The sequence below is a fragment of the Mesorhizobium sp. M1365 genome (assembly GCF_040317865.1).
Taxonomy (GTDB): domain Bacteria; phylum Pseudomonadota; class Alphaproteobacteria; order Rhizobiales; family Rhizobiaceae; genus Mesorhizobium.
The window spans coordinates 17491-34587 of record NZ_JAMYLG010000038.1 but is presented as its reverse complement, the minus strand read 5'-3'; the positions used below and the strand labels follow the sequence as shown (position 1 = coordinate 34587).

Genomic DNA, 17097 nt, shown 5'->3' with positions numbered 1-17097 from the left:
TTTGGACTTAAACCGATCTGTCGCGGGCGCTGCCCGCGCCGCGCCAGAACAAGGAAGTGACGCATGAACGGACAGAATATCCGCATCCGCCTGAAGGCGTTTGATCACCGGGTGCTCGACGCCTCGACACGGGAAATCGTGTCGACCGCCAAGCGCACCGGCGCCAACGTCCGCGGCCCCATTCCGCTGCCGACGCGGATCGAAAAGTTCACGGTCAACCGGTCGCCTCACGTCGACAAGAAGAGCCGCGAGCAGTTCGAGATGCGCACGCACAAGCGTCTGCTCGACATTGTCGACCCGACCCCGCAGACGGTCGATGCTTTGATGAAGCTCGACCTGGCCGCCGGTGTCGACGTCGAGATCAAGCTGTAAGGAACCAGAGGTCAGCGGGGCGACCCGGAACTCTGAAGGAACAAGAGGCGTGGAGGGGCGACAGCCCCGACAGGGAACTCTAAAGGAATTGAACCGATGCGTTCAGGTGTGATTGCAAAGAAGGTGGGAATGACCCGCATCTACAACGATGCCGGGGAACATGTTCCCGTCACTGTTCTCCAGATGGAGAACTGCCAGGTCGTGGCGCAGCGCACGCAGGAGAAGAACGGCTATACCGCCGTCCAGCTCGGCGTTGGCCTTGCCAAAGTGAAGAACACGTCGAAGGCGATGCGCGGCCATTTCGCGACCGCTTCCGTCGAGCCCAAGGCCAAGGTTGCCGAGTTTCGCGTCTCTGCCGACAACATGATCGATGTTGGCGCCGAGATCACTGTCGAGCACTTCGTCGTCGGCCAGAAGGTCGATGTGACGGGCACCACGATCGGCAAGGGCTTCCAGGGCGTCATCAAGCGGCACCACATGGGTGGCGGCCGCGCAACACACGGCAACTCGGTGTCGCACCGTACACACGGCTCGACCGGCCAGCGCCAGGATCCGGGCAAGGTGTTCAAGGGCAAGCATATGGCCGGCCACATGGGCGACACCCGCGTCACCACGCAGAATGTCGAGGTCGTCTCGACCGACGCCGATCGCGGCCTGATCCTGATCCGCGGTGCGGTCCCGGGTTCGAAGGGTGCATGGATCCTGGTCCGCGACGCGGCCAAGGTGGCGCTTCCGGCCAATGCGCCGAAGCCCGCCGCGATCCGCGCCCTTGCGACTGACGGTGCCGCCACGAACGAGGCCCCGGCCACAGAGGGAGCGGAATAATGGACCTCAAGATTACAACGCTTGGCGGCAAGGACGCCGGCAAGCTGAAGCTCTCCGAAGAGATTTTCGGCCTCGATCCGCGCGAGGACATCCTGCAGCGCGTCGTGCGCTGGCAGCTTGCCAAGAAGCAGCAGGGCACGCACAAGGCCAAGGGTCGCGCGGAAATCGCCCGCACCGGCGCCAAGATGTACAAGCAGAAGGGTACAGGCCGCGCCCGCCACCATTCGGCTCGCGCTCCGCAGTTCCGCGGCGGCGGCAAGGCCCACGGCCCGGTCGTGCGCAGCCACGAGCACGATCTGCCTAAGAAGGTGCGTGCGCTCGGCCTGAAGCATGCCCTCTCGGCCAAGGCCAAGAGCGCGTCGATCATCATCATCGACGAGCTGAAGCTGACCGAGGCCAAGACCAAGGCGCTGATCGCGAATTTCGCGACGCTGGGCCTGAGCAACGCCCTGGTGATCGGCGGCGCCGAGCTTGACAAGAACTTCAAGCTGGCGGCGACCAACATCCCGAACATCGACGTGCTGCCCATCCAGGGCATCAACGTCTACGACATTCTGCGCCGCGGCACGCTGGTCCTTTCCAAGGCCGCCGTCGAGGCTCTCGAGGAGCGCTTCAAATGACCGACCTTCGTCATTACGACGTGATCGTCTCGCCGGCGATCACTGAAAAGTCGACCATGGCTTCCGAGCAGAACCAGGTCGTCTTCAATGTCGCCAAGAAGGCGTCGAAGCCGGAAATCAAGGCCGCCGTCGAAGCGCTGTTCGGCGTCAAGGTGATGGCCGTGAACACGCTTGTCCGCAAGGGCAAGATCAAGCGCTTCCGCGGCGCGATCGGCCGCCAGAGCGACGTCAAGAAGGCGGTTGTGACGCTGGCCGAAGGCCAGTCGATCGACGTCGCGACGGGTCTCTGAGCAAGGTCGCGAGGACAGAACAATGGCACTGAAAAAATTCAACCCGGTAACGCCGAGCACCCGTCAGCTGGTCATCGTCGATCGCTCGGGCCTCTACAAGGGCAAGCCCGTCAAGGGTCTGACCGAGGGCCTGACCAAGTCGGGCGGCCGCAACAATTACGGCCGCATCACAGCCCGCTTCATCGGCGGCGGTCACAAGCGCACCTACCGCATCATCGACTTCAAGCGCCGCAAGTTCGACGTCGTCGGCACGGTCGAGCGTATCGAGTACGATCCGAACCGCACCGCCTTCATCGCGCTGATCAAGTATGACGATGGCGAGCTGTCCTACATCATCGCCCCGCAGCGTCTGGCTCCCGGCGACAAGATCGTGGCCGGTGAATCGGCCGACGTGAAGCCGGGCAACGCGATGCCGCTGGCCTCGATGCCGGTCGGCACGATCGTCCACAATATCGAGCTGAAGCCCGGCAAGGGCGCTCAGGTCGCCCGTTCGGCCGGCGGTTATGGCCAGCTCGTCGGCCGCGACCAGGGCATGGCGATCCTGCGCCTCAATTCGGGCGAGCAGCGTGTCGTCCACGGCTCCTGCATGGCCACTGTCGGCGCCGTGTCCAACCCGGACCACGGCAACATCAATGACGGCAAGGCAGGCCGCACCGTGTGGCGCGGCAAACGTCCGCACAATCGCGGCGTGACCATGAACCCGGTCGACCATCCGCATGGCGGCGGCGAAGGCCGCACCTCGGGTGGCCGCCATCCGGTTTCGCCCTGGGGCAAGCCGACCAAGGGCAAGAAGACGCGGTCCAACAAGGCGACCGACAAGTTCATCCTGCGCTCGCGCCATCAGCGCAAGAGCTAAGAAGAGGTAACGCCAAGTGACTCGTTCGATTTGGAAAGGCCCCTTCATCGACGGCTACCTTCTGAAGAAGGTGGACAAGGTTCGTGAAGGTGGTCGCAATGAGGTGATCAAGATGTGGAGCCGCCGCTCCACCATCCTGCCGCAGTTCGTCGGCTTCACCTTCGGTGTCTACAACGGCCAGAAGCACGTTCCCGTCTCGGTGAACGAGGACATGGTCGGTCACAAGTTCGGTGAATTCGCTCCGACCCGGACCTATTACGGTCACGGCGCGGATAAGAAGGCGAAGAGGAAATAATCATGGGCAAGGCCAAAGCTCCGCGCAGGCTTGCTGACAACGAAGCGCGCGCCGTGTTGCGCACGATCCGTATCAGCCCGCAGAAGCTGAACCTGGTTGCCGCGCTGATCCGCGGCAAGAAGGTCGCGACAGCGCTTTCCGACCTCGAATTCTCGGCCAAGCGGATTTCCGGCACGGTCAAGAAGACGCTGGAATCGGCGATCGCCAACGCGGAAAACAACCACGACCTCGACGTCGATGCGCTGATCGTGGCGGAAGCCTATGTCGGCAAGTCGATCGTCATGAAGCGGTTCCATGCCCGTGGCCGTGGGCGCGCCAGCCGTATCGAGAAGCCGTTCTCGCACCTCACGATCGTCGTTCGTGAAGTCGAAGAAAAAGGGGAGGCCGCATAATGGGCCAGAAAGTCAATCCGATCGGTCTGCGTCTCGGCATCAACCGCACCTGGGATTCGCGCTGGTTCGCGAACACCGGCGAGTACGGCAAGCTGCTGCACGAGGACATCAAGATCCGCAAATATCTTGAGAAGGAACTCAAGCAGGCTGCGATCTCGAAAGTCGTGATCGAGCGTCCGCACAAGAAGTGCCGCGTCACCATCCATGCGGCGCGTCCGGGCCTGATCATCGGCAAGAAGGGCGCCGACATCGAGAAGCTTCGCAAGAAGCTGATGGAGATGACCAAGTCCGAGACGCATCTGAACATCGTCGAAGTGCGCAAGCCGGAGATCGACGCGACCTTGGTCGCCCAGTCGATCGCCCAGCAGCTCGAGCGCCGCATCGCGTTCCGCCGCGCCATGAAGCGTGCCGTGCAGTCGGCGATGCGCCTCGGTGCCGAAGGCATCCGCATCAACTGCGCCGGCCGTCTCGGCGGCGCCGAGATCGCGCGCATGGAATGGTATCGTGAAGGCCGCGTGCCGCTGCATACGCTGCGTGCCGACGTCGACTACGGCACGGCCGAGGCGAATACGGCCTACGGCATCTGCGGCGTCAAGGTCTGGGTGTTCAAGGGCGAAATCCTCGAGCACGACCCGATGGCTTCGGAGCGCCGCGCCACCGAGGGCGATCATGCGCATGGCGGTGGTGGTGAGCGCGAACGCGGTCGCCGTCGCGAAAACGCGTAAGACATTTAGGAATTTGGAGTTAGAACGATGCTGCAGCCAAAGCGCACAAAGTTCCGCAAGCAGTTCAAGGGCCGCATCCACGGTACCGCCAAGGGCGGCACCAACCTGGATTTCGGCGGTTTCGGGCTGAAGGCGCTTGAGCCGAACCGCGTCACCGCGCGTGAGATCGAGGCGGCCCGCCGCGCGATCACCCGCGAGATGAAGCGTGCCGGCCGCGTGTGGATCCGTATCTTCCCGGACGTGCCGGTGACGTCGAAGCCGACCGAAGTCCGTATGGGTAAGGGCAAGGGCGCGGTCGACTACTGGGCGGCACGCGTCAAGCCGGGCCGCATCATGTTCGAGATCGACGGCGTCAACGAGGAAACCGCCCGTGAGGCGCTGCGTCTCGGCGCGGCCAAGCTCTCGGTCAGGACGCGCTTCGTACAGCGCATCGCAGAATAAGGACGGGCTGATCATGAAAGCCGAAGACATCCGGACCAAGACCCAGGACCAGCTGACCGACGACCTGGCCAGCCTGAAGAAGGAGCAGTTCAACCTGCGCTTCCAGAAGGCCACCGGCCAGCTTGAGAAGACCGCGCGCGTGAGGCAGGTCCGCAAGGACATTGCGCGTATCAAGACCATCGCTGCGGAAAAGTCCGCGGCCAAGAAGGCTTAAGGACGAAAACCATGCCAAAGCGCATTCTGCAGGGCACCGTCGTCAGCGACAAGAACGAGAAGACGGTTGTCGTCAAGGTCGAACGGCGCTTCACGCATCCCGTGATGAAGAAGACCGTGCGCATGACCAAGAAGTACAAGGCGCACGACGAGAACAACGCCCACAAGGTCGGCGATCAGGTGTTCATCCAGGAATCGAAGCCGATTTCCAAGGACAAGCGCTGGGTCGTGGTGTCTTCGGACCAGGCCTGATCAGGGCCAACGAAACGAATTTTGGACAGACCGGGGAGGGGTGAGAAACCCGTCCCGTTAGAAAAGAAGAAGGCGGCCAGTCATGATTCAGATGCAAACAAACCTCGACGTCGCGGATAATTCCGGCGCCCGTCGTGTCATGTGCATCAAGGTGCTGGGCGGCTCGAAGCGGAAATACGCTTCCGTGGGCGACATCATCGTGGTGTCGATCAAGGAAGCCATCCCGCGCGGCCGCGTCAAGAAGGGCGATGTGATGAAGGCGGTCGTGGTTCGCACGGCCAAGGACATCCGCCGCCCGGACGGCAGCGTGATCCGTTTCGACAAGAACGCAGCCGTTCTCGTCGACAACAAGAAAGAGCCGATCGGCACGCGTATCTTCGGACCGGTTCCGCGCGAACTCCGCGCCAAGAACCACATGAAGATCATCTCGCTCGCGCCTGAAGTGCTGTAAGGAGCCGGACCAATGCAGAAGATTAGAAAAGGCGACAAGGTCGTCGTGCTGGCCGGCAAGGACAAGGGCCGTTCGGGCGAAGTCCTCTCGGTACAGCCGAAGGACGACACCGCGCTGGTGCGCGGCGTCAACCTGATCCGTCGTCACCAGAAGCAGTCCCAGTCCCAAGAGGGCGGGATCATCACCAAGGAAGCGCCGATCCAGCTGTCGAACATCGCGCTGGCCGACCCCAAGGATGGCAAGCCGACCCGCGTCGGCTTCATCTTCCAGAAGGACGGCAAGAAGGTGCGCGTCGCCAAGCGCTCGGGAGAAGTCATCAATGGCTAAGGCTCAAACCAAGCAGGCAACTGCCCAGAACACGCCGCGCCTCAAGCAGGTCTACAACGAGACCATCCGCAAGGCGCTGCAGGAGCAGTTCGGCTACGAGAACGAGATGCAGGTTCCGCGCATTGACAAGATCGTGCTGAACATGGGCGTCGGCGAGGCGACCGGCGATTCGAAGAAGCCTTCGATCGCGGCGGAAGACCTTGCGATGATCGCCGGCCAGAAGGCCGTCGTCACCCGCGCCCGCAACTCGATCGCCGGCTTCAAGGTCCGCGAGAAGATGCCGATCGGCGCCAAGGTCACGCTGCGCAAGGAACGCATGTACGAGTTCCTCGACCGCCTCGTGAACATCGCACTGCCGCGCGTCCGCGACTTCCGCGGACTTAATCCGAAGAGCTTCGATGGCCGTGGCAACTATGCCATGGGCATCAAGGAACACATCGTGTTTCCGGAGATCAACTACGACAAGGTTGATCAGATCTGGGGCATGGACGTCATCGTTTGTACGACTGCGAAGACGGACGACGAAGCCAGGGCATTGCTCAAGGCCTTCAACTTCCCCTTCCGCCAGTAACGGCAGCGAGAAAAGGAAAAATCTGAAATGGCAAAGACCAGCTCAGTCGAGAAGAACAACAGGCGCCGCAAGCTTGCGGACCAGTTCGCTGCCAAGCGCGAGGTGCTCAAGGCGATCATCATGGATCAGTCCAAGCCGATGGAAGAGCGCTTCCGCGCCCAGCTGAAGCTTTCGGCGCTGCCGCGCAACTCGGCCAAGACCCGCATCCGCAACCGCTGCGAAGTCACCGGACGTCCGCGTGCCTATTATCGCAAGCTCAAAGTATCGCGTATCGCGCTTCGTGATCTCGGCAATAACGGCCAGATCCCGGGCCTGGTCAAGTCGAGCTGGTAAGGAGGACATAACATGTCATTGAGCGATCCTCTCGGCGATATGCTGACCCGCATCCGCAACGCATATGGCCGCAAGAAGTCGAGCGTTTCGACGCCGGCCTCGCGCCTGCGTACCCGCGTCCTCGACGTGCTGAAGGCGGAAGGCTATATCCGCGACTACAGCCAGACCGACTTCGACAACGGCAAGTCCGAAATCGAGATCGAGCTGAAGTATTTCGATGGTGCGCCGGTGGTGCGCGAAATCGCTCGGGTCTCGAAGCCCGGCCGCCGCGTCTACGTTTCGGCCAAGTCGATACCGCACGTCGCCAACGGCCTCGGCATCGCCATCCTTTCGACGCCGAAGGGCGTGATGGCCGACCACGAAGCGCGTGAACAGAATGTCGGCGGGGAAATCCTCTGCCAGATCTTCTGATCTGGTATGTGACCCGGTTGGAAACAGGTTTTCGGGATCTAGTCCCGAAAGCCGAGACCTGAAACAAGAGAAGTGACGAGGACAACAAAATGTCTCGTATTGGAAAGAAACCCGTTTCGCTGCCGCAGGGCGTGACCGCGACAGTCAACGGCCAGACCGTGACGGCGAAGGGTCCGAAGGGCGAGCTGAAGTTCGTGGTGAACGACGAAGTGCTGGTCAAGATGGAAGGCAGCGAGATCGCTGTCCAGCCGCGCGACCAGACCAAGACTGCCCGTTCCAAGTGGGGCATGTCGCGCACGCAGATCGTCAACATCCTGCAGGGCGTCAAGGACGGCTTCGAAAAGAAGCTCGAGATCACCGGCGTCGGCTATCGTGCCGCCATGCAGGGCAAGAACCTGCAGCTGGCGCTCGGCTTCAGCCATGACGTCGTCTACGAGACGCCGCAGGGCGTGACGATTTCGGTGCCGAAGCCGACGGAAATCACGGTGACCGGCATCGACAAGCAGCAGGTCGGCCAGGTCGCCGCCGAGATCCGCGAGTATCGCAGCCCCGAGCCCTACAAGGGCAAGGGTGTCCGCTATGCTGGCGAGAAGATCGTCCGCAAGGAAGGCAAGAAGAAGTAATTTTAACGCCGCGGGGAGCGGTCGCGGGAGGCTTGTCCTACCGCATATGGTCGCCCCCGTTTTTTGAAGGCAAGGAACTGATATCATGGGCTCGAAAGAATCCACCCAACGCCGCGCCCAGCGCGTCCGCCGCCAGATCAAGAAGGTTGCCGGCGATCGTCCGCGCTTGTCGGTCCATCGCACATCGAAGAACATCTACGTCCAGGTGATCGATGACGCCAAGGGCCACACGATCGCGGCTGCTTCGACGCTCGAGAAGGAGCTCAAGGGTTCGCTCAAGACCGGCGCCGACACGGCGGCGGCCGCTGCCATCGGCAAGCTGATCGCCGAGCGTGCCTCGAAGGCCGGCGTCAAGGAAGTCGTCTTCGACCGCGGCGCCTACATCTACCACGGCCGTGTCAAGGCGCTGGCCGAGGCTGCCCGTGAAGGTGGTCTGAGCTTCTAGAGCATGATTCCGAAAAGTTGCAGACGTTTCGGATAAGATCATGCGAAGGAAAAAGAGTTTTCGCCCCCGGCGACCCACAGAGGCGCCGGATATCATCATCAACCGTGCTTCCGGAAAAAAACAAGGAACAGGATATGGCACAGGAACGTAGGGATGGCGGCCGCGGCCGTGATCGCGAAGAGCGCGACGACGGCATGGTCGACAAGCTCGTCCACATCAACCGTGTCGCCAAAGTCGTCAAGGGCGGCCGGCGCTTCGGCTTTGCGGCACTTGTTGTCGTCGGCGACCAGAAGGGCCGCGTCGGCTTCGGCCACGGCAAGGCGCGCGAAGTGCCGGAGGCGATCCGCAAGGCGACCGAATCGGCCAAGCGCGACATGATCTTCGTGCCGCTGCGCTCAGGCCGCACGCTGCACCACGACGTCGAGGGACGCTGGGGCGCGGGACGCGTTCTGCTGCGCGCCGCCAAGCAAGGTACCGGCATCATCGCCGGCGGCCCGATGCGCGCCGTTTTCGAAACGCTCGGCATGCATGACGTGGTCGCCAAGTCGATGGGTTCTTCGAACCCCTACAACATGGTTCGTGCCACGTTCGACGCGCTGAAGAGCCAGATGCATCCGAAGGATGTGGCTGCAGCGCGCGGCATCAAGTATTCGACCCTTCAGGCCCGCCGCGGCACCGCCGTTGCGGCTGAAGAATAGTCGACGCTGACCAGGGATTTGACCATGGCCAAGAAAGCAACCAAGACCATCACCGTCGAGCAGATCGGTTCGCCGATCCGCCGGCCGAAGGAGCAGCGCGCAACGCTGGTCGGCCTCGGCCTCAACAAGATGCACAAGCAGCGCACGCTGGAGGATACGCCCTCGGTGCGCGGCATGATCGCTGCCGTCCAGCATCTCGTCCGCGTCGTGGACGAGGGCTGAACCAGAGCGCAGGAGAACCCAGATGAAACTCAATGATCTGCGTGACAAGGACGGCGCGACGCACTCCAAGAAGCGTCTCGGCCGTGGCATCGGCTCCGGTTCGGGCAAGACCGCCGGTCGCGGCGTCAAGGGCCAGAAGGCGCGCTCCGGCGTCGCCGTCAACGGCTTCGAGGGTGGCCAGATGCCGCTCTACCGCCGCCTGCCGAAGCGCGGCTTCAACAATATCTTCGCCAAGAGCTTCACCGTCGTGTCGCTGGCCCGCATCCAGGCGGCGCTCGATGCCAAGAAGCTCGACCCCAAGACAGTTGTAACGGCCGAGGCGCTGGTTGCGGCTGGCGTCATCCGTCGCGTCAAGGACGGCGTGCGCATCCTTTCAGACGGCGACATCAAGGCCAAGCTTGCCTTCGACGTGGCCGGAGCCTCCAAGGCCGCGATCGAGAAGATCGAAAAGGCCGGCGGCTCGGTGAAGCTGCCTGAGAAGGCAGCCGCCGAGTAACGGCAATTTGAAGCACGGCCGGCAAAGGTGGAATTCGGTTTTGCCTGCGGTCGTGCTTTGATCCGATAGATGTGACGGCCGCATCAACGCGGCCGCTTGCATGTTTGCAGTCCGGAGCTTATCTCGTGAGTTTCGGTGACACGCGCCGCCTGAGCTGCGGGCATCGAGCGTGACCAAGCGGAGAATCAGGCATGGCTTCGGCTGCTGAACAACTAGCCTCGAATCTGAATTTTTCGGCCTTCGCCAAAGCCGAGGATCTGAAGAAGCGCATCTGGTTCACCATCGGCGCGCTGCTCGTCTACCGTCTTGGCACCTATATCCCGCTGCCCGGCATCAATCCGGACGCCTTTGCCCACGCCTTCTCGTCGCAGAGCAAGGGCGTGCTTGGCATGTTCAATATGTTTGCAGGCGGTGCCGTGCAGCGCATGGCGATCTTTGCCCTCGGCATCATGCCCTATATCTCCGCCTCCATCATCATGCAGCTTATGACCTCGGTCATTCCGTCGCTGGAAGCGCTGAAGAAGGAAGGCGAGCAGGGCCGCAAGATTATCAACCAGTATACGCGCTACGGGACCGTGCTTCTGGCGCTGGTCCAGGCCTACGGCATTTCGGTCGGGCTCGAGGGCGGAAACGGCATCGTCAACGATCCCGGCATCTTTTTCCGCATCTCGACCGTCGTCACGCTGGTCGGCGGCACCATGTTCCTGATGTGGCTCGGCGAGCAGATCACCGCCCGCGGCATCGGCAACGGCATTTCGCTGATCATCTTCTCCGGCATTGTCGCCGGCCTGCCGCGCGCCATCTCCGGTACCTTGGAGCTAGGCCGCACCGGAGCGCTGTCGACCGGCCTGATCCTGGCGATCATCGTGCTCGCCATTATCGTTATCGGCCTGATCGTCTTTTTCGAGCGCGCCCAGCGCCGCCTGCTGATTCAGTACCCCAAGCGCCAGGTCGGCAATCGCATGTTCCAGGGCGATACCTCGCATCTGCCGCTGAAGCTCAACACATCCGGCGTCATTCCGCCGATCTTCGCTTCGTCGCTATTGCTGCTGCCGGCGACCGTCGCCGGTTTCTCGCAGACGACGAACATGCCCGCTTGGGCCAGCACCATCCTGGCGTCGCTCGGTCATGGCCAGCCGCTCTACATGGCCTTCTACGCGGCGATGATCGTGTTCTTCGCCTTCTTCTACACGGCGATCGTCTTCAACCCGAAGGACACCGCCGACCAATTGAAGAAGCATTCGGGCTTCATCCCGGGCTATCGCCCGGGCGAGCGCACCGCGGACTATATCGACTATGTGCTCACCCGCATCACCGTCGTCGGCGCCATCTATCTGGTGCTGGTGTGTCTGCTGCCCGAGTTCCTGATTTCAGCGACTGGCGTACCGTTCTACCTTGGTGGCACTTCGCTCCTGATCGTGGTCAGTGTAACGCTCGATACGGTGGCGCAGATTCAGGGTCACCTGATCGCGCACCAGTATGAGGGCCTGATCAAGAAGTCGAAGCTGCGCGGGGGGAAAAAGGCCAGATGAGGTTGATATTGCTTGGACCGCCGGGGGCGGGCAAGGGGACACAAGCACTGAGACTGGTAGAACGACACGGCATCCCACAGCTTTCCACGGGGGACATGCTGCGTGCTGCTGTTCAGGCCGGCACGGAAGTCGGCAAGCGCGCCAAAGCGGTGATGGACGCTGGCGAACTGGTGTCCGACGCTATCGTCAACGCCATTGTGGCCGAGCGCATCGATCAAGTTGATTGCGCAAACGGCTTCATCCTTGACGGGTATCCCCGAACTCTGGTGCAAGCGGACGCCGTTGAGGAAATGCTGTCGGATCGCGGACTGGAGCTAGACGCGGTCATCGAATTTGTCGTCGACGACAAGGCGCTGGTTGGCCGAATCGTCAAGCGAGCCGAAGAAGCCAAGGCCGCAGGCCTGCCGGTGCGCAAGGACGACAGTCCAGCGGTGTTCGAAGAACGCTTGAGGGAATATTACAAGAAAACCTCGCCGCTGATCGGCTACTACTACGCCAAGGGTAAACTCAGGGGCGTCGATGGCATGGCCGACATCGATGCGGTGACGCAGCAGATCGAGGCGGTGCTCAGGGCGACGACCCGGCGGGTTGGCCAGGCGGCCGGCTAGAGAATCGAACGATTGCGCTTGACTGGAGCGGTCCGCTGGGGTATGGCGGCCCGTCTTCCTATCAGGCATGAGGCTTGCTTGTCCGCAAGGGCAAGGCAGGCCGCTTTGAACTGGAAACTCCCGCAAGGGCCGGCCTCCACCGGACGCGGGGCAACTTGAAGCGCCGGCTCGCCCGGCCTATATGGAGAAGAGAAGAACATGGCTCGTATAGCCGGCGTCAACATTCCGACCAACAAGCGCGTTGTCATTGCGCTTCAATACATTCATGGCATTGGCAAGAAGTTCGCCCAGGAGATCGTCGACAAGGTCGGCATCCCGGCCGAGCGCCGCGTCAACCAACTGACCGACGCGGAAGTGCTGCAGATCCGCGAGACCATCGACCGCGACTACCAGGTCGAGGGCGACCTGCGCCGCGAAGTGTCGATGAACATCAAGCGGCTCATGGACCTCGGCTGCTACCGCGGCCTGCGTCACCGTCGCTCGCTGCCGGTTCGTGGCCAGCGCACGCACACCAATGCGCGCACCCGTAAGGGCCCGGCCAAGTCGATTGCCGGAAAGAAGAAGTAATTTAGGGCAGTAAGGGGGTAGGGCAGTAAGGCAATAGGGACGGCAGACATACTGCCCTACTGCCATATTCCCCTACTGCCTTCTCCCTGGTGGAGCCGCTGGCATTACGGCGGTGTAGAGATCAACTGAAAGGACTATCATGGCCAAGGAAGCCGCTCGTGTTCGCCGTCGCGAACGCAAGAATATCTCGTCGGGCGTTGCCCACGTCAATTCGACCTTCAACAACACGATGATCACCATCACCGACGCACAGGGCAATTCGATTGCCTGGTCGTCGGCCGGAGCACAAGGCTTCAAGGGATCGCGCAAGTCGACCCCTTTCGCTGCCCAGATGGCTGCCGAAGATGTTGCCAAGAAGGCTCAGGAACACGGCATGCGCATGCTCGAGGTCGAGGTCTGTGGACCCGGCTCCGGTCGTGAATCGGCGTTGCGCGCACTGCAGGCAGCAGGGTTCACCATCACCTCGATCCGTGATGTGACGCCGATCCCGCACAACGGCTGCCGTCCGCGCAAGAAGCGCCGCGTCTAAAGAATTTACCGAACGCCGCGCGAGCGCCTCAAGGGCGCTCCTCCACGGCATTCCAGGTCGCCCGCCACGATTGGATGGTGGCGGGACAACGGAAGGAAAGCACTATGATCCAGAAAAATTGGCAAGAACTGATCAAGCCGAACAAGATCGAGTTCTCGTCGAAGAAGAAGACGCTGACCACGCTGGTCGCCGAGCCGCTCGAGCGCGGCTTCGGCCTCACCCTAGGCAACGCGCTGCGCCGCGTGCTTCTGTCTTCGCTGCGTGGCGCGGCTGTAACCGCCGTGCAGATCGACGGCGTTCTGCATGAATTCTCGTCCATCGCCGGCGTCCGCGAGGACGTGACCGACATCGTTTTGAACATCAAGGAAATCGCCATCCGCATGGAAGGCGACGGCCCCAAGCGCATGGTCGTCCGCAAGCAGGGACCGGGCGCGGTTCTCGCCGGCGACATCCAGACGGTCGGCGACGTCGAGATCCTCAATCCCGACCACGTCATCTGCACGTTGGACGAAGGCGCTGAAATCCGCATGGAATTCACCGTCGATACCGGCAAGGGCTATGTGCCGGCCGACCGTAACCGCGCCGAGGACGCGCCGATCGGGCTGATCCCCGTCGACAGCCTGTATTCGCCGGTCAAGAAGGTCTCGTACAAGGTCGAGAACACCCGCGAGGGCCAGGTTCTCGACTATGACAAGCTGACCATGACCATCGAGACCGACGGTTCGATTTCGGGCGAGGACGCGGTGGCCTTCGCCGCTCGCATCCTGCAGGACCAGCTCGGCCTGTTCGTCAATTTCGACGAGCCGCAGAAGGAAGTCGCTGCCGAACAGGTTACCGAGCTTGCCTTCAACCCGGCGCTGCTCAAGAAGGTCGACGAACTCGAGCTTTCGGTGCGTTCGGCCAACTGCCTGAAGAACGATAACATCGTCTATATCGGCGATCTGATCCAGAAGACCGAAGCCGAGATGCTGCGCACCCCGAACTTCGGCCGCAAATCGCTGAACGAGATCAAGGAAGTCCTGGCGGCGATGGGCCTTCATCTCGGCATGGAAGTGCCGGACTGGCCGCCGGAAAACATCGAAGACCTCGCCAAGCGTTACGAAGATCAATATTAAGCATGATCCCGAACCGAAGGTCAGCGCAGCAAAAAGTTGCAGACTTTTCGGACAAGATCATGCGGCTAACCAACTGAGGCTCAGGCCTCTTGAAACCGCAATGAAGGAGAAGAGCCATGCGCCACGGATTTAAAGGCCGCCGGTTCGCCCGCAGCATAAGCCATCGCAAGTCGATGTTTGCCAACCTTGCCGTGTCGCTTATCGAGCACGAGCAGATCCTCACCACGCTGCCGAAGGCGAAGGATTTGCGTCCGATCGTCGAAAAGCTGGTGACGCTCGGCAAGCGCGGCGACCTGCACGCCCGCCGCCAGGTTATTGCCCAGATCGGCAATGAAGGCGTCGTCAAGCGCCTGTTCGATACCATCGCGCCGCGCTACGCCACCCGCAACGGCGGCTATCTGCGCATCATGAAGGCCGGCTTCCGCCACGGTGACAATGCCGCAATGGCCGTCATCGAATTCGTCGACCGCGACACCTCTGCCAAGGGCGCCGGCGATCGCGCCCGCATCGAGGCCGAAGGCACCGAAGAGGAAGCCGCAGCCGCATAAGGCTTGGCTTTTCTGAGTGAGTTTAAGGGGCCTGCGGCCCCTTTTTCATTGGGGCGGCTACCTCTTGCCGAGCAAAGGTGAGGTAGTTTCTTCCGCTTATTGACTTCCAATCAATCGCCTTTGCTATTTGCTCGATTGCGGGATGCGAATAGGAATAAACACTGTCGATCTCCGTTCGGTGATCGATATCGCTTATCAATTGGGACACAGTCACGCCGTTCAGATATTTTTCGGCGTCCCGATCTTCGATGAAGTCGGTATCAACGCGGAAATAAATCTGGATCGGACCCGCGCAGATGTTCAGGTCGATGTCGTTCCTCGATGCGATGTAGAAGACCATAGCTTCTTCTGGTGTCCACAGGCCCGCGTTCAGGAATTCCGATGGCTTTGTTCTGCTGTCGAACCCATCCATTGAAAGAGCAAATTGGTCGGTTATGCGCTCGGTCTTGCCGCGGATGGCATGCACATGTTCGATCTGAAACCAATTCAGATCGTGAGGCGGCTCGTTATCAAAGGAAGCTTCGAGCTGACCATATATCCAATAGACGGGAATCGTCTCGGCATACTTGGTGATCCAATCATCCGGCGCGCCGAACGCTTCGGCAATTTCGATCATTTTCATGCCGGGGATAACAGGCCCCAAAGTGCCGGTCATCAAAAAATCACGGAGTGAAACGAGCTGTTTTTTCATTTGCCGACACGGCTTTCCGGTTTCACCTCGACCTATAACCGCTTTGCCGCCCAAAATAATCGGATTTCAGCGGCTTAGCCTTTCATTTTGCACAATCGTCAGGACAATGGCGCCCGACTTGGAGGATTCGGAATGCGCGTTAAACGGCTGTCCCTTGTTCTGATCTGCGCCTTGATGGCGCTGGCCATCGTGCCGGCGGCCAGGCACGCGCTGGCGGAGGAGAACAAGCCAGACCCCGGTTTGTCCGACGTGCTGACGGATCTATTGCATGGCGTCGAAGGCGAAAACGCCACTTCCGGCCCCGACAAGCGCGTGCCGTTCGGCCGCGAGGAGGTGCAACTGTCCTTCGCGCCGCTGGTCAAGCAGACAGCGCCGGCCGTGGTCAATGTCTACGCCTCGCAAACCGCCAAGGTGACGTCGCCCTTCGACGGCGATCCGTTCTTCGAGGAGTTCTTCGGCCGCTCGCAGCCGCGCGCGCAGTCTTCGCTCGGTTCGGGGGTGCTGGTCGATCCCACTGGCGTCGTGGTCACCAATTTCCACGTCGTCAAGAACGCTGACCAGGTCAAGGTAGCGACCGCCGACGGGCGCGAATTCGACAGCAAGGTGCTGCTCAAGGATGAGACGCTCGACCTCGCCGTGCTCAAGATTTCTTCTGACAAGCCGTTCCCGGTGATCGCTATCGGCGATTCCGACGCGCTCGAGGTCGGTGATCTGGTGCTGGCGATCGGCAATCCGTTCGGTGTCGGCCAGACCACCACCAGCGGCATCATTTCGGCCGTGGCGCGCAGCCATATCGGCGTCTCCGATTCCAGCTTCTTCATCCAGACCGACGCCGCCATCAACCCCGGCAATTCCGGTGGCGCGCTGGTCAACATGGGAGGGCAGCTGATCGGCATCAACACGGCGATCTATAGCCGTAGCGGCGGCTCGATCGGCATCGGCTTTGCCATCCCTTCGAACATGGTTCGCGCCTTCGCCGACGCGGCCAAGGCCGGGCTCGACTTCTTCGAGCGGCCGTATGCCGGTGCCGAGTTCGAGGCGGTGACGCCGCAGATTGCCGAATCGCTCGGCATGGACAAACCGACCGGTGCGCTGGTTTCTTCGGTCGAAGAGGCGGGACCCGCCGCCAAGGCAGGGCTCAAGCCGGGCGACGTAGTGCTGTCGCTCAACGGCAAGCCGGTCGAGAGCGTCGGGGCGCTGGACTACCGGATGGCGACGCTGTCGATTGGTACGAATGCCAGCTTCGGCGTTCTGAGCAAGGGTCAGCAGGCGACGATGGACATCGCGCTGGAACGGCCGCCTGAGGGCGCCAAAGCTGCGGAACTCACATTGCGCGGCCGCAGCCCGTTCTCCGGTGCCAAGGTTGCTGAACTGTCGCCACGGCTTGCCCAACGGCTCGGTCTGCGCACCGATGTCAAAGGCGTCACCGTGGTCGACATCAACCGCGATTCGCCTGCTGCCGATTTTGGCTTCCAGCCAGGCGACATCGTGCGTGAGGTCAATGGCCTGACGATCGACAAGGCGGCGACCCTGGAACAGGTAGCCCAGCAGGATACGCGCTGGTGGCGCTTTACCGTCGAGCGCGGCGGGCAGATACTGCGCCAGGTGTTGCGTTACTGAGCCCGACCGTCAGCATGATCGGACTCCAG

29 protein-coding genes are annotated in these 17097 nt (G+C 61.6%); 28 read left to right on the top strand and 1 reads right to left on the bottom strand.

The features are described from left to right. Positions 1 to 63 precede the first annotated feature (63 nt). The 27 genes from rpsJ (at position 64) to rplQ (ending at position 14757) form a co-directional block, all read left to right on the top strand. Positions 64 to 372, top strand: coding sequence for a 30S ribosomal protein S10 (rpsJ, locus tag NKH04_RS26990; protein ID WP_006205468.1), 309 nt, complete (start codon positions 64 to 66; stop codon positions 370 to 372). A gap of 96 nt (positions 373 to 468) precedes the next feature. Beyond that, on the top strand, positions 469 to 1197 hold the full coding sequence (rplC, locus tag NKH04_RS26985) for a 50S ribosomal protein L3 (protein WP_352451050.1): 729 nt from the start codon (positions 469 to 471) through the stop codon (positions 1195 to 1197). Further along, positions 1197 to 1817, top strand: coding sequence for a 50S ribosomal protein L4 (gene rplD, locus NKH04_RS26980; protein WP_023675140.1), 621 nt, complete (start codon positions 1197 to 1199; stop codon positions 1815 to 1817). The genes rplC and rplD overlap by 1 nt, the downstream gene beginning before the upstream one ends. Then, entirely contained in the window at positions 1814 to 2107 is a 294-nt protein-coding gene (locus NKH04_RS26975) for a 50S ribosomal protein L23 (protein ID WP_352975227.1), read from the top strand. The genes rplD and NKH04_RS26975 overlap by 4 nt, the downstream gene beginning before the upstream one ends. A gap of 22 nt (positions 2108 to 2129) precedes the next feature. Continuing rightward, positions 2130 to 2963, top strand: coding sequence for a 50S ribosomal protein L2 (rplB, locus tag NKH04_RS26970; protein WP_353045225.1), 834 nt, complete (start codon positions 2130 to 2132; stop codon positions 2961 to 2963). Between the two features lie 16 nt (positions 2964 to 2979). Then, complete coding sequence (gene rpsS, locus NKH04_RS26965; RefSeq protein WP_006205463.1) at positions 2980 to 3258, top strand: 30S ribosomal protein S19; 279 nt, start codon at positions 2980 to 2982, stop codon at positions 3256 to 3258. Between the two features lie 2 nt (positions 3259 to 3260). Continuing rightward, the gene (gene rplV, locus NKH04_RS26960; RefSeq protein WP_006205462.1) at positions 3261 to 3650 is read left to right on the top strand and encodes a 50S ribosomal protein L22; all 390 of its coding nucleotides are present in this window, start codon (positions 3261 to 3263) and stop codon (positions 3648 to 3650) included. Then, positions 3650 to 4375 carry a 30S ribosomal protein S3 gene (rpsC, locus tag NKH04_RS26955; protein WP_023675137.1) on the top strand — a complete coding sequence of 242 codons (726 nt, stop codon included), beginning with the start codon at positions 3650 to 3652 and terminating at the stop codon, positions 4373 to 4375. Before rplV ends, rpsC begins: the two co-directional genes overlap by 1 nt. 27 nt (positions 4376 to 4402) lie before the next feature. Continuing rightward, positions 4403 to 4816 carry a 50S ribosomal protein L16 gene (gene rplP, locus NKH04_RS26950; RefSeq protein WP_006205460.1) on the top strand — a complete coding sequence of 138 codons (414 nt, stop codon included), beginning with the start codon at positions 4403 to 4405 and terminating at the stop codon, positions 4814 to 4816. A gap of 13 nt (positions 4817 to 4829) precedes the next feature. Then, positions 4830 to 5030 carry a 50S ribosomal protein L29 gene (gene rpmC / locus NKH04_RS26945; protein ID WP_006205459.1) on the top strand — a complete coding sequence of 67 codons (201 nt, stop codon included), beginning with the start codon at positions 4830 to 4832 and terminating at the stop codon, positions 5028 to 5030. An 11-nt stretch (positions 5031 to 5041) separates the two neighbouring features. Continuing rightward, a complete protein-coding gene (rpsQ, locus tag NKH04_RS26940) occupies positions 5042 to 5281 on the top strand; it encodes a 30S ribosomal protein S17 (RefSeq protein ID WP_023675136.1) in 240 nt (79 codons plus the stop codon). Between the two features lie 82 nt (positions 5282 to 5363). Beyond that, positions 5364 to 5732, top strand: coding sequence for a 50S ribosomal protein L14 (rplN, locus tag NKH04_RS26935; protein ID WP_006205457.1), 369 nt, complete (start codon positions 5364 to 5366; stop codon positions 5730 to 5732). 12 nt (positions 5733 to 5744) lie between these two features. Continuing rightward, positions 5745 to 6059 carry a 50S ribosomal protein L24 gene (rplX, locus tag NKH04_RS26930; protein WP_254817150.1) on the top strand — a complete coding sequence of 105 codons (315 nt, stop codon included), beginning with the start codon at positions 5745 to 5747 and terminating at the stop codon, positions 6057 to 6059. Beyond that, positions 6052 to 6630, top strand: a complete 579-nt coding sequence (rplE, locus tag NKH04_RS26925) for a 50S ribosomal protein L5 (RefSeq protein WP_008875670.1) — start codon at positions 6052 to 6054, stop codon at positions 6628 to 6630. Before rplX ends, rplE begins: the two co-directional genes overlap by 8 nt. 27 nt (positions 6631 to 6657) lie before the next feature. Next, the gene (gene rpsN, locus NKH04_RS26920) at positions 6658 to 6963 is read left to right on the top strand and encodes a 30S ribosomal protein S14 (RefSeq protein ID WP_352451046.1); all 306 of its coding nucleotides are present in this window, start codon (positions 6658 to 6660) and stop codon (positions 6961 to 6963) included. A 12-nt stretch (positions 6964 to 6975) separates the two neighbouring features. Further along, positions 6976 to 7374 carry a 30S ribosomal protein S8 gene (rpsH, locus tag NKH04_RS26915; RefSeq protein ID WP_006205453.1) on the top strand — a complete coding sequence of 133 codons (399 nt, stop codon included), beginning with the start codon at positions 6976 to 6978 and terminating at the stop codon, positions 7372 to 7374. Between the two features lie 89 nt (positions 7375 to 7463). Next, positions 7464 to 7997, top strand: a complete 534-nt coding sequence (rplF, locus tag NKH04_RS26910) for a 50S ribosomal protein L6 (protein ID WP_023675133.1) — start codon at positions 7464 to 7466, stop codon at positions 7995 to 7997. 85 nt (positions 7998 to 8082) lie between these two features. Continuing rightward, positions 8083 to 8442 carry a 50S ribosomal protein L18 gene (gene rplR / locus NKH04_RS26905; protein WP_023675132.1) on the top strand — a complete coding sequence of 120 codons (360 nt, stop codon included), beginning with the start codon at positions 8083 to 8085 and terminating at the stop codon, positions 8440 to 8442. Between the two features lie 134 nt (positions 8443 to 8576). Then, a complete protein-coding gene (rpsE, locus tag NKH04_RS26900; RefSeq protein WP_006333394.1) occupies positions 8577 to 9140 on the top strand; it encodes a 30S ribosomal protein S5 in 564 nt (187 codons plus the stop codon). A 24-nt stretch (positions 9141 to 9164) separates the two neighbouring features. After that, positions 9165 to 9362: a 50S ribosomal protein L30 gene (gene rpmD, locus NKH04_RS26895; protein ID WP_006205449.1), complete on the top strand. Its 198-nt coding sequence runs from the start codon at positions 9165 to 9167 to the stop codon at positions 9360 to 9362. Between the two features lie 22 nt (positions 9363 to 9384). Continuing rightward, a complete protein-coding gene (gene rplO / locus NKH04_RS26890) occupies positions 9385 to 9858 on the top strand; it encodes a 50S ribosomal protein L15 (protein WP_352975256.1) in 474 nt (157 codons plus the stop codon). A 191-nt stretch (positions 9859 to 10049) separates the two neighbouring features. Next, positions 10050 to 11390, top strand: a complete 1341-nt coding sequence (gene secY, locus NKH04_RS26885) for a preprotein translocase subunit SecY (RefSeq protein ID WP_352471807.1) — start codon at positions 10050 to 10052, stop codon at positions 11388 to 11390. Further along, a complete protein-coding gene (locus NKH04_RS26880) occupies positions 11387 to 11998 on the top strand; it encodes an adenylate kinase (protein ID WP_352975263.1) in 612 nt (203 codons plus the stop codon). Before secY ends, NKH04_RS26880 begins: the two co-directional genes overlap by 4 nt. 198 nt (positions 11999 to 12196) lie before the next feature. Next, the gene (rpsM, locus tag NKH04_RS26875) at positions 12197 to 12565 is read left to right on the top strand and encodes a 30S ribosomal protein S13 (RefSeq protein WP_006205445.1); all 369 of its coding nucleotides are present in this window, start codon (positions 12197 to 12199) and stop codon (positions 12563 to 12565) included. Positions 12566 to 12704: 139 nt separating this feature from the next. After that, entirely contained in the window at positions 12705 to 13094 is a 390-nt protein-coding gene (gene rpsK, locus NKH04_RS26870) for a 30S ribosomal protein S11 (protein ID WP_006205444.1), read from the top strand. Positions 13095 to 13198: 104 nt separating this feature from the next. Continuing rightward, positions 13199 to 14209 (top strand): DNA-directed RNA polymerase subunit alpha, encoded by a 1011-nt coding sequence (locus NKH04_RS26865; RefSeq protein WP_023675128.1) that lies wholly within the window; start codon positions 13199 to 13201, stop codon positions 14207 to 14209. A gap of 116 nt (positions 14210 to 14325) precedes the next feature. Then, positions 14326 to 14757 (top strand): 50S ribosomal protein L17, encoded by a 432-nt coding sequence (gene rplQ / locus NKH04_RS26860; protein WP_023675127.1) that lies wholly within the window; start codon positions 14326 to 14328, stop codon positions 14755 to 14757. A 22-nt stretch (positions 14758 to 14779) separates the two neighbouring features. On the opposite strand, the gene NKH04_RS26855 is transcribed toward rplQ, so the two are convergent. After that, complete coding sequence (locus NKH04_RS26855; protein WP_352975271.1) at positions 14780 to 15448, bottom strand: hypothetical protein; 669 nt, start codon at positions 15446 to 15448, stop codon at positions 14780 to 14782. A 132-nt stretch (positions 15449 to 15580) separates the two neighbouring features. On the opposite strand from NKH04_RS26855, the gene NKH04_RS26850 reads away from it, so the two are divergent. Next, on the top strand, positions 15581 to 17068 hold the full coding sequence (locus NKH04_RS26850) for a DegQ family serine endoprotease (RefSeq protein ID WP_352541987.1): 1488 nt from the start codon (positions 15581 to 15583) through the stop codon (positions 17066 to 17068). Positions 17069 to 17097 lie beyond the last annotated feature (29 nt).

Bases quoted from the DNA above. Each gene is read 5' to 3' on its own strand.
- rpsJ (WP_006205468.1), top strand. From the start codon at position 64: ATGAACGGACAGAATATCCGCATCCGCCTGAAGGCGTTTGATCACCGG.
- rplC (WP_352451050.1), top strand. From the start codon at position 469: ATGCGTTCAGGTGTGATTGCAAAGAAGGTGGGAATGACCCGCATCTAC.
- rplD (WP_023675140.1), top strand. From the start codon at position 1,197: ATGGACCTCAAGATTACAACGCTTGGCGGCAAGGACGCCGGCAAGCTG.
- NKH04_RS26975 (WP_352975227.1), top strand. From the start codon at position 1,814: ATGACCGACCTTCGTCATTACGACGTGATCGTCTCGCCGGCGATCACT.
- rplB (WP_353045225.1), top strand. From the start codon at position 2,130: ATGGCACTGAAAAAATTCAACCCGGTAACGCCGAGCACCCGTCAGCTG.
- rplV (WP_006205462.1), top strand. From the start codon at position 3,261: ATGGGCAAGGCCAAAGCTCCGCGCAGGCTTGCTGACAACGAAGCGCGC.
- rpsC (WP_023675137.1), top strand. From the start codon at position 3,650: ATGGGCCAGAAAGTCAATCCGATCGGTCTGCGTCTCGGCATCAACCGC.
- rplP (WP_006205460.1), top strand. From the start codon at position 4,403: ATGCTGCAGCCAAAGCGCACAAAGTTCCGCAAGCAGTTCAAGGGCCGC.
- rpmC (WP_006205459.1), top strand. From the start codon at position 4,830: ATGAAAGCCGAAGACATCCGGACCAAGACCCAGGACCAGCTGACCGAC.
- rpsQ (WP_023675136.1), top strand. From the start codon at position 5,042: ATGCCAAAGCGCATTCTGCAGGGCACCGTCGTCAGCGACAAGAACGAG.
- rplN (WP_006205457.1), top strand. From the start codon at position 5,364: ATGATTCAGATGCAAACAAACCTCGACGTCGCGGATAATTCCGGCGCC.
- rplX (WP_254817150.1), top strand. From the start codon at position 5,745: ATGCAGAAGATTAGAAAAGGCGACAAGGTCGTCGTGCTGGCCGGCAAG.
- rplE (WP_008875670.1), top strand. From the start codon at position 6,052: ATGGCTAAGGCTCAAACCAAGCAGGCAACTGCCCAGAACACGCCGCGC.
- rpsN (WP_352451046.1), top strand. From the start codon at position 6,658: ATGGCAAAGACCAGCTCAGTCGAGAAGAACAACAGGCGCCGCAAGCTT.
- rpsH (WP_006205453.1), top strand. From the start codon at position 6,976: ATGTCATTGAGCGATCCTCTCGGCGATATGCTGACCCGCATCCGCAAC.
- rplF (WP_023675133.1), top strand. From the start codon at position 7,464: ATGTCTCGTATTGGAAAGAAACCCGTTTCGCTGCCGCAGGGCGTGACC.
- rplR (WP_023675132.1), top strand. From the start codon at position 8,083: ATGGGCTCGAAAGAATCCACCCAACGCCGCGCCCAGCGCGTCCGCCGC.
- rpsE (WP_006333394.1), top strand. From the start codon at position 8,577: ATGGCACAGGAACGTAGGGATGGCGGCCGCGGCCGTGATCGCGAAGAG.
- rpmD (WP_006205449.1), top strand. From the start codon at position 9,165: ATGGCCAAGAAAGCAACCAAGACCATCACCGTCGAGCAGATCGGTTCG.
- rplO (WP_352975256.1), top strand. From the start codon at position 9,385: ATGAAACTCAATGATCTGCGTGACAAGGACGGCGCGACGCACTCCAAG.
- secY (WP_352471807.1), top strand. From the start codon at position 10,050: ATGGCTTCGGCTGCTGAACAACTAGCCTCGAATCTGAATTTTTCGGCC.
- NKH04_RS26880 (WP_352975263.1), top strand. From the start codon at position 11,387: ATGAGGTTGATATTGCTTGGACCGCCGGGGGCGGGCAAGGGGACACAA.
- rpsM (WP_006205445.1), top strand. From the start codon at position 12,197: ATGGCTCGTATAGCCGGCGTCAACATTCCGACCAACAAGCGCGTTGTC.
- rpsK (WP_006205444.1), top strand. From the start codon at position 12,705: ATGGCCAAGGAAGCCGCTCGTGTTCGCCGTCGCGAACGCAAGAATATC.
- NKH04_RS26865 (WP_023675128.1), top strand. From the start codon at position 13,199: ATGATCCAGAAAAATTGGCAAGAACTGATCAAGCCGAACAAGATCGAG.
- rplQ (WP_023675127.1), top strand. From the start codon at position 14,326: ATGCGCCACGGATTTAAAGGCCGCCGGTTCGCCCGCAGCATAAGCCAT.
- NKH04_RS26855 (WP_352975271.1), bottom strand. From the start codon at position 15,448: ATGAAAAAACAGCTCGTTTCACTCCGTGATTTTTTGATGACCGGCACT.
- NKH04_RS26850 (WP_352541987.1), top strand. From the start codon at position 15,581: ATGCGCGTTAAACGGCTGTCCCTTGTTCTGATCTGCGCCTTGATGGCG.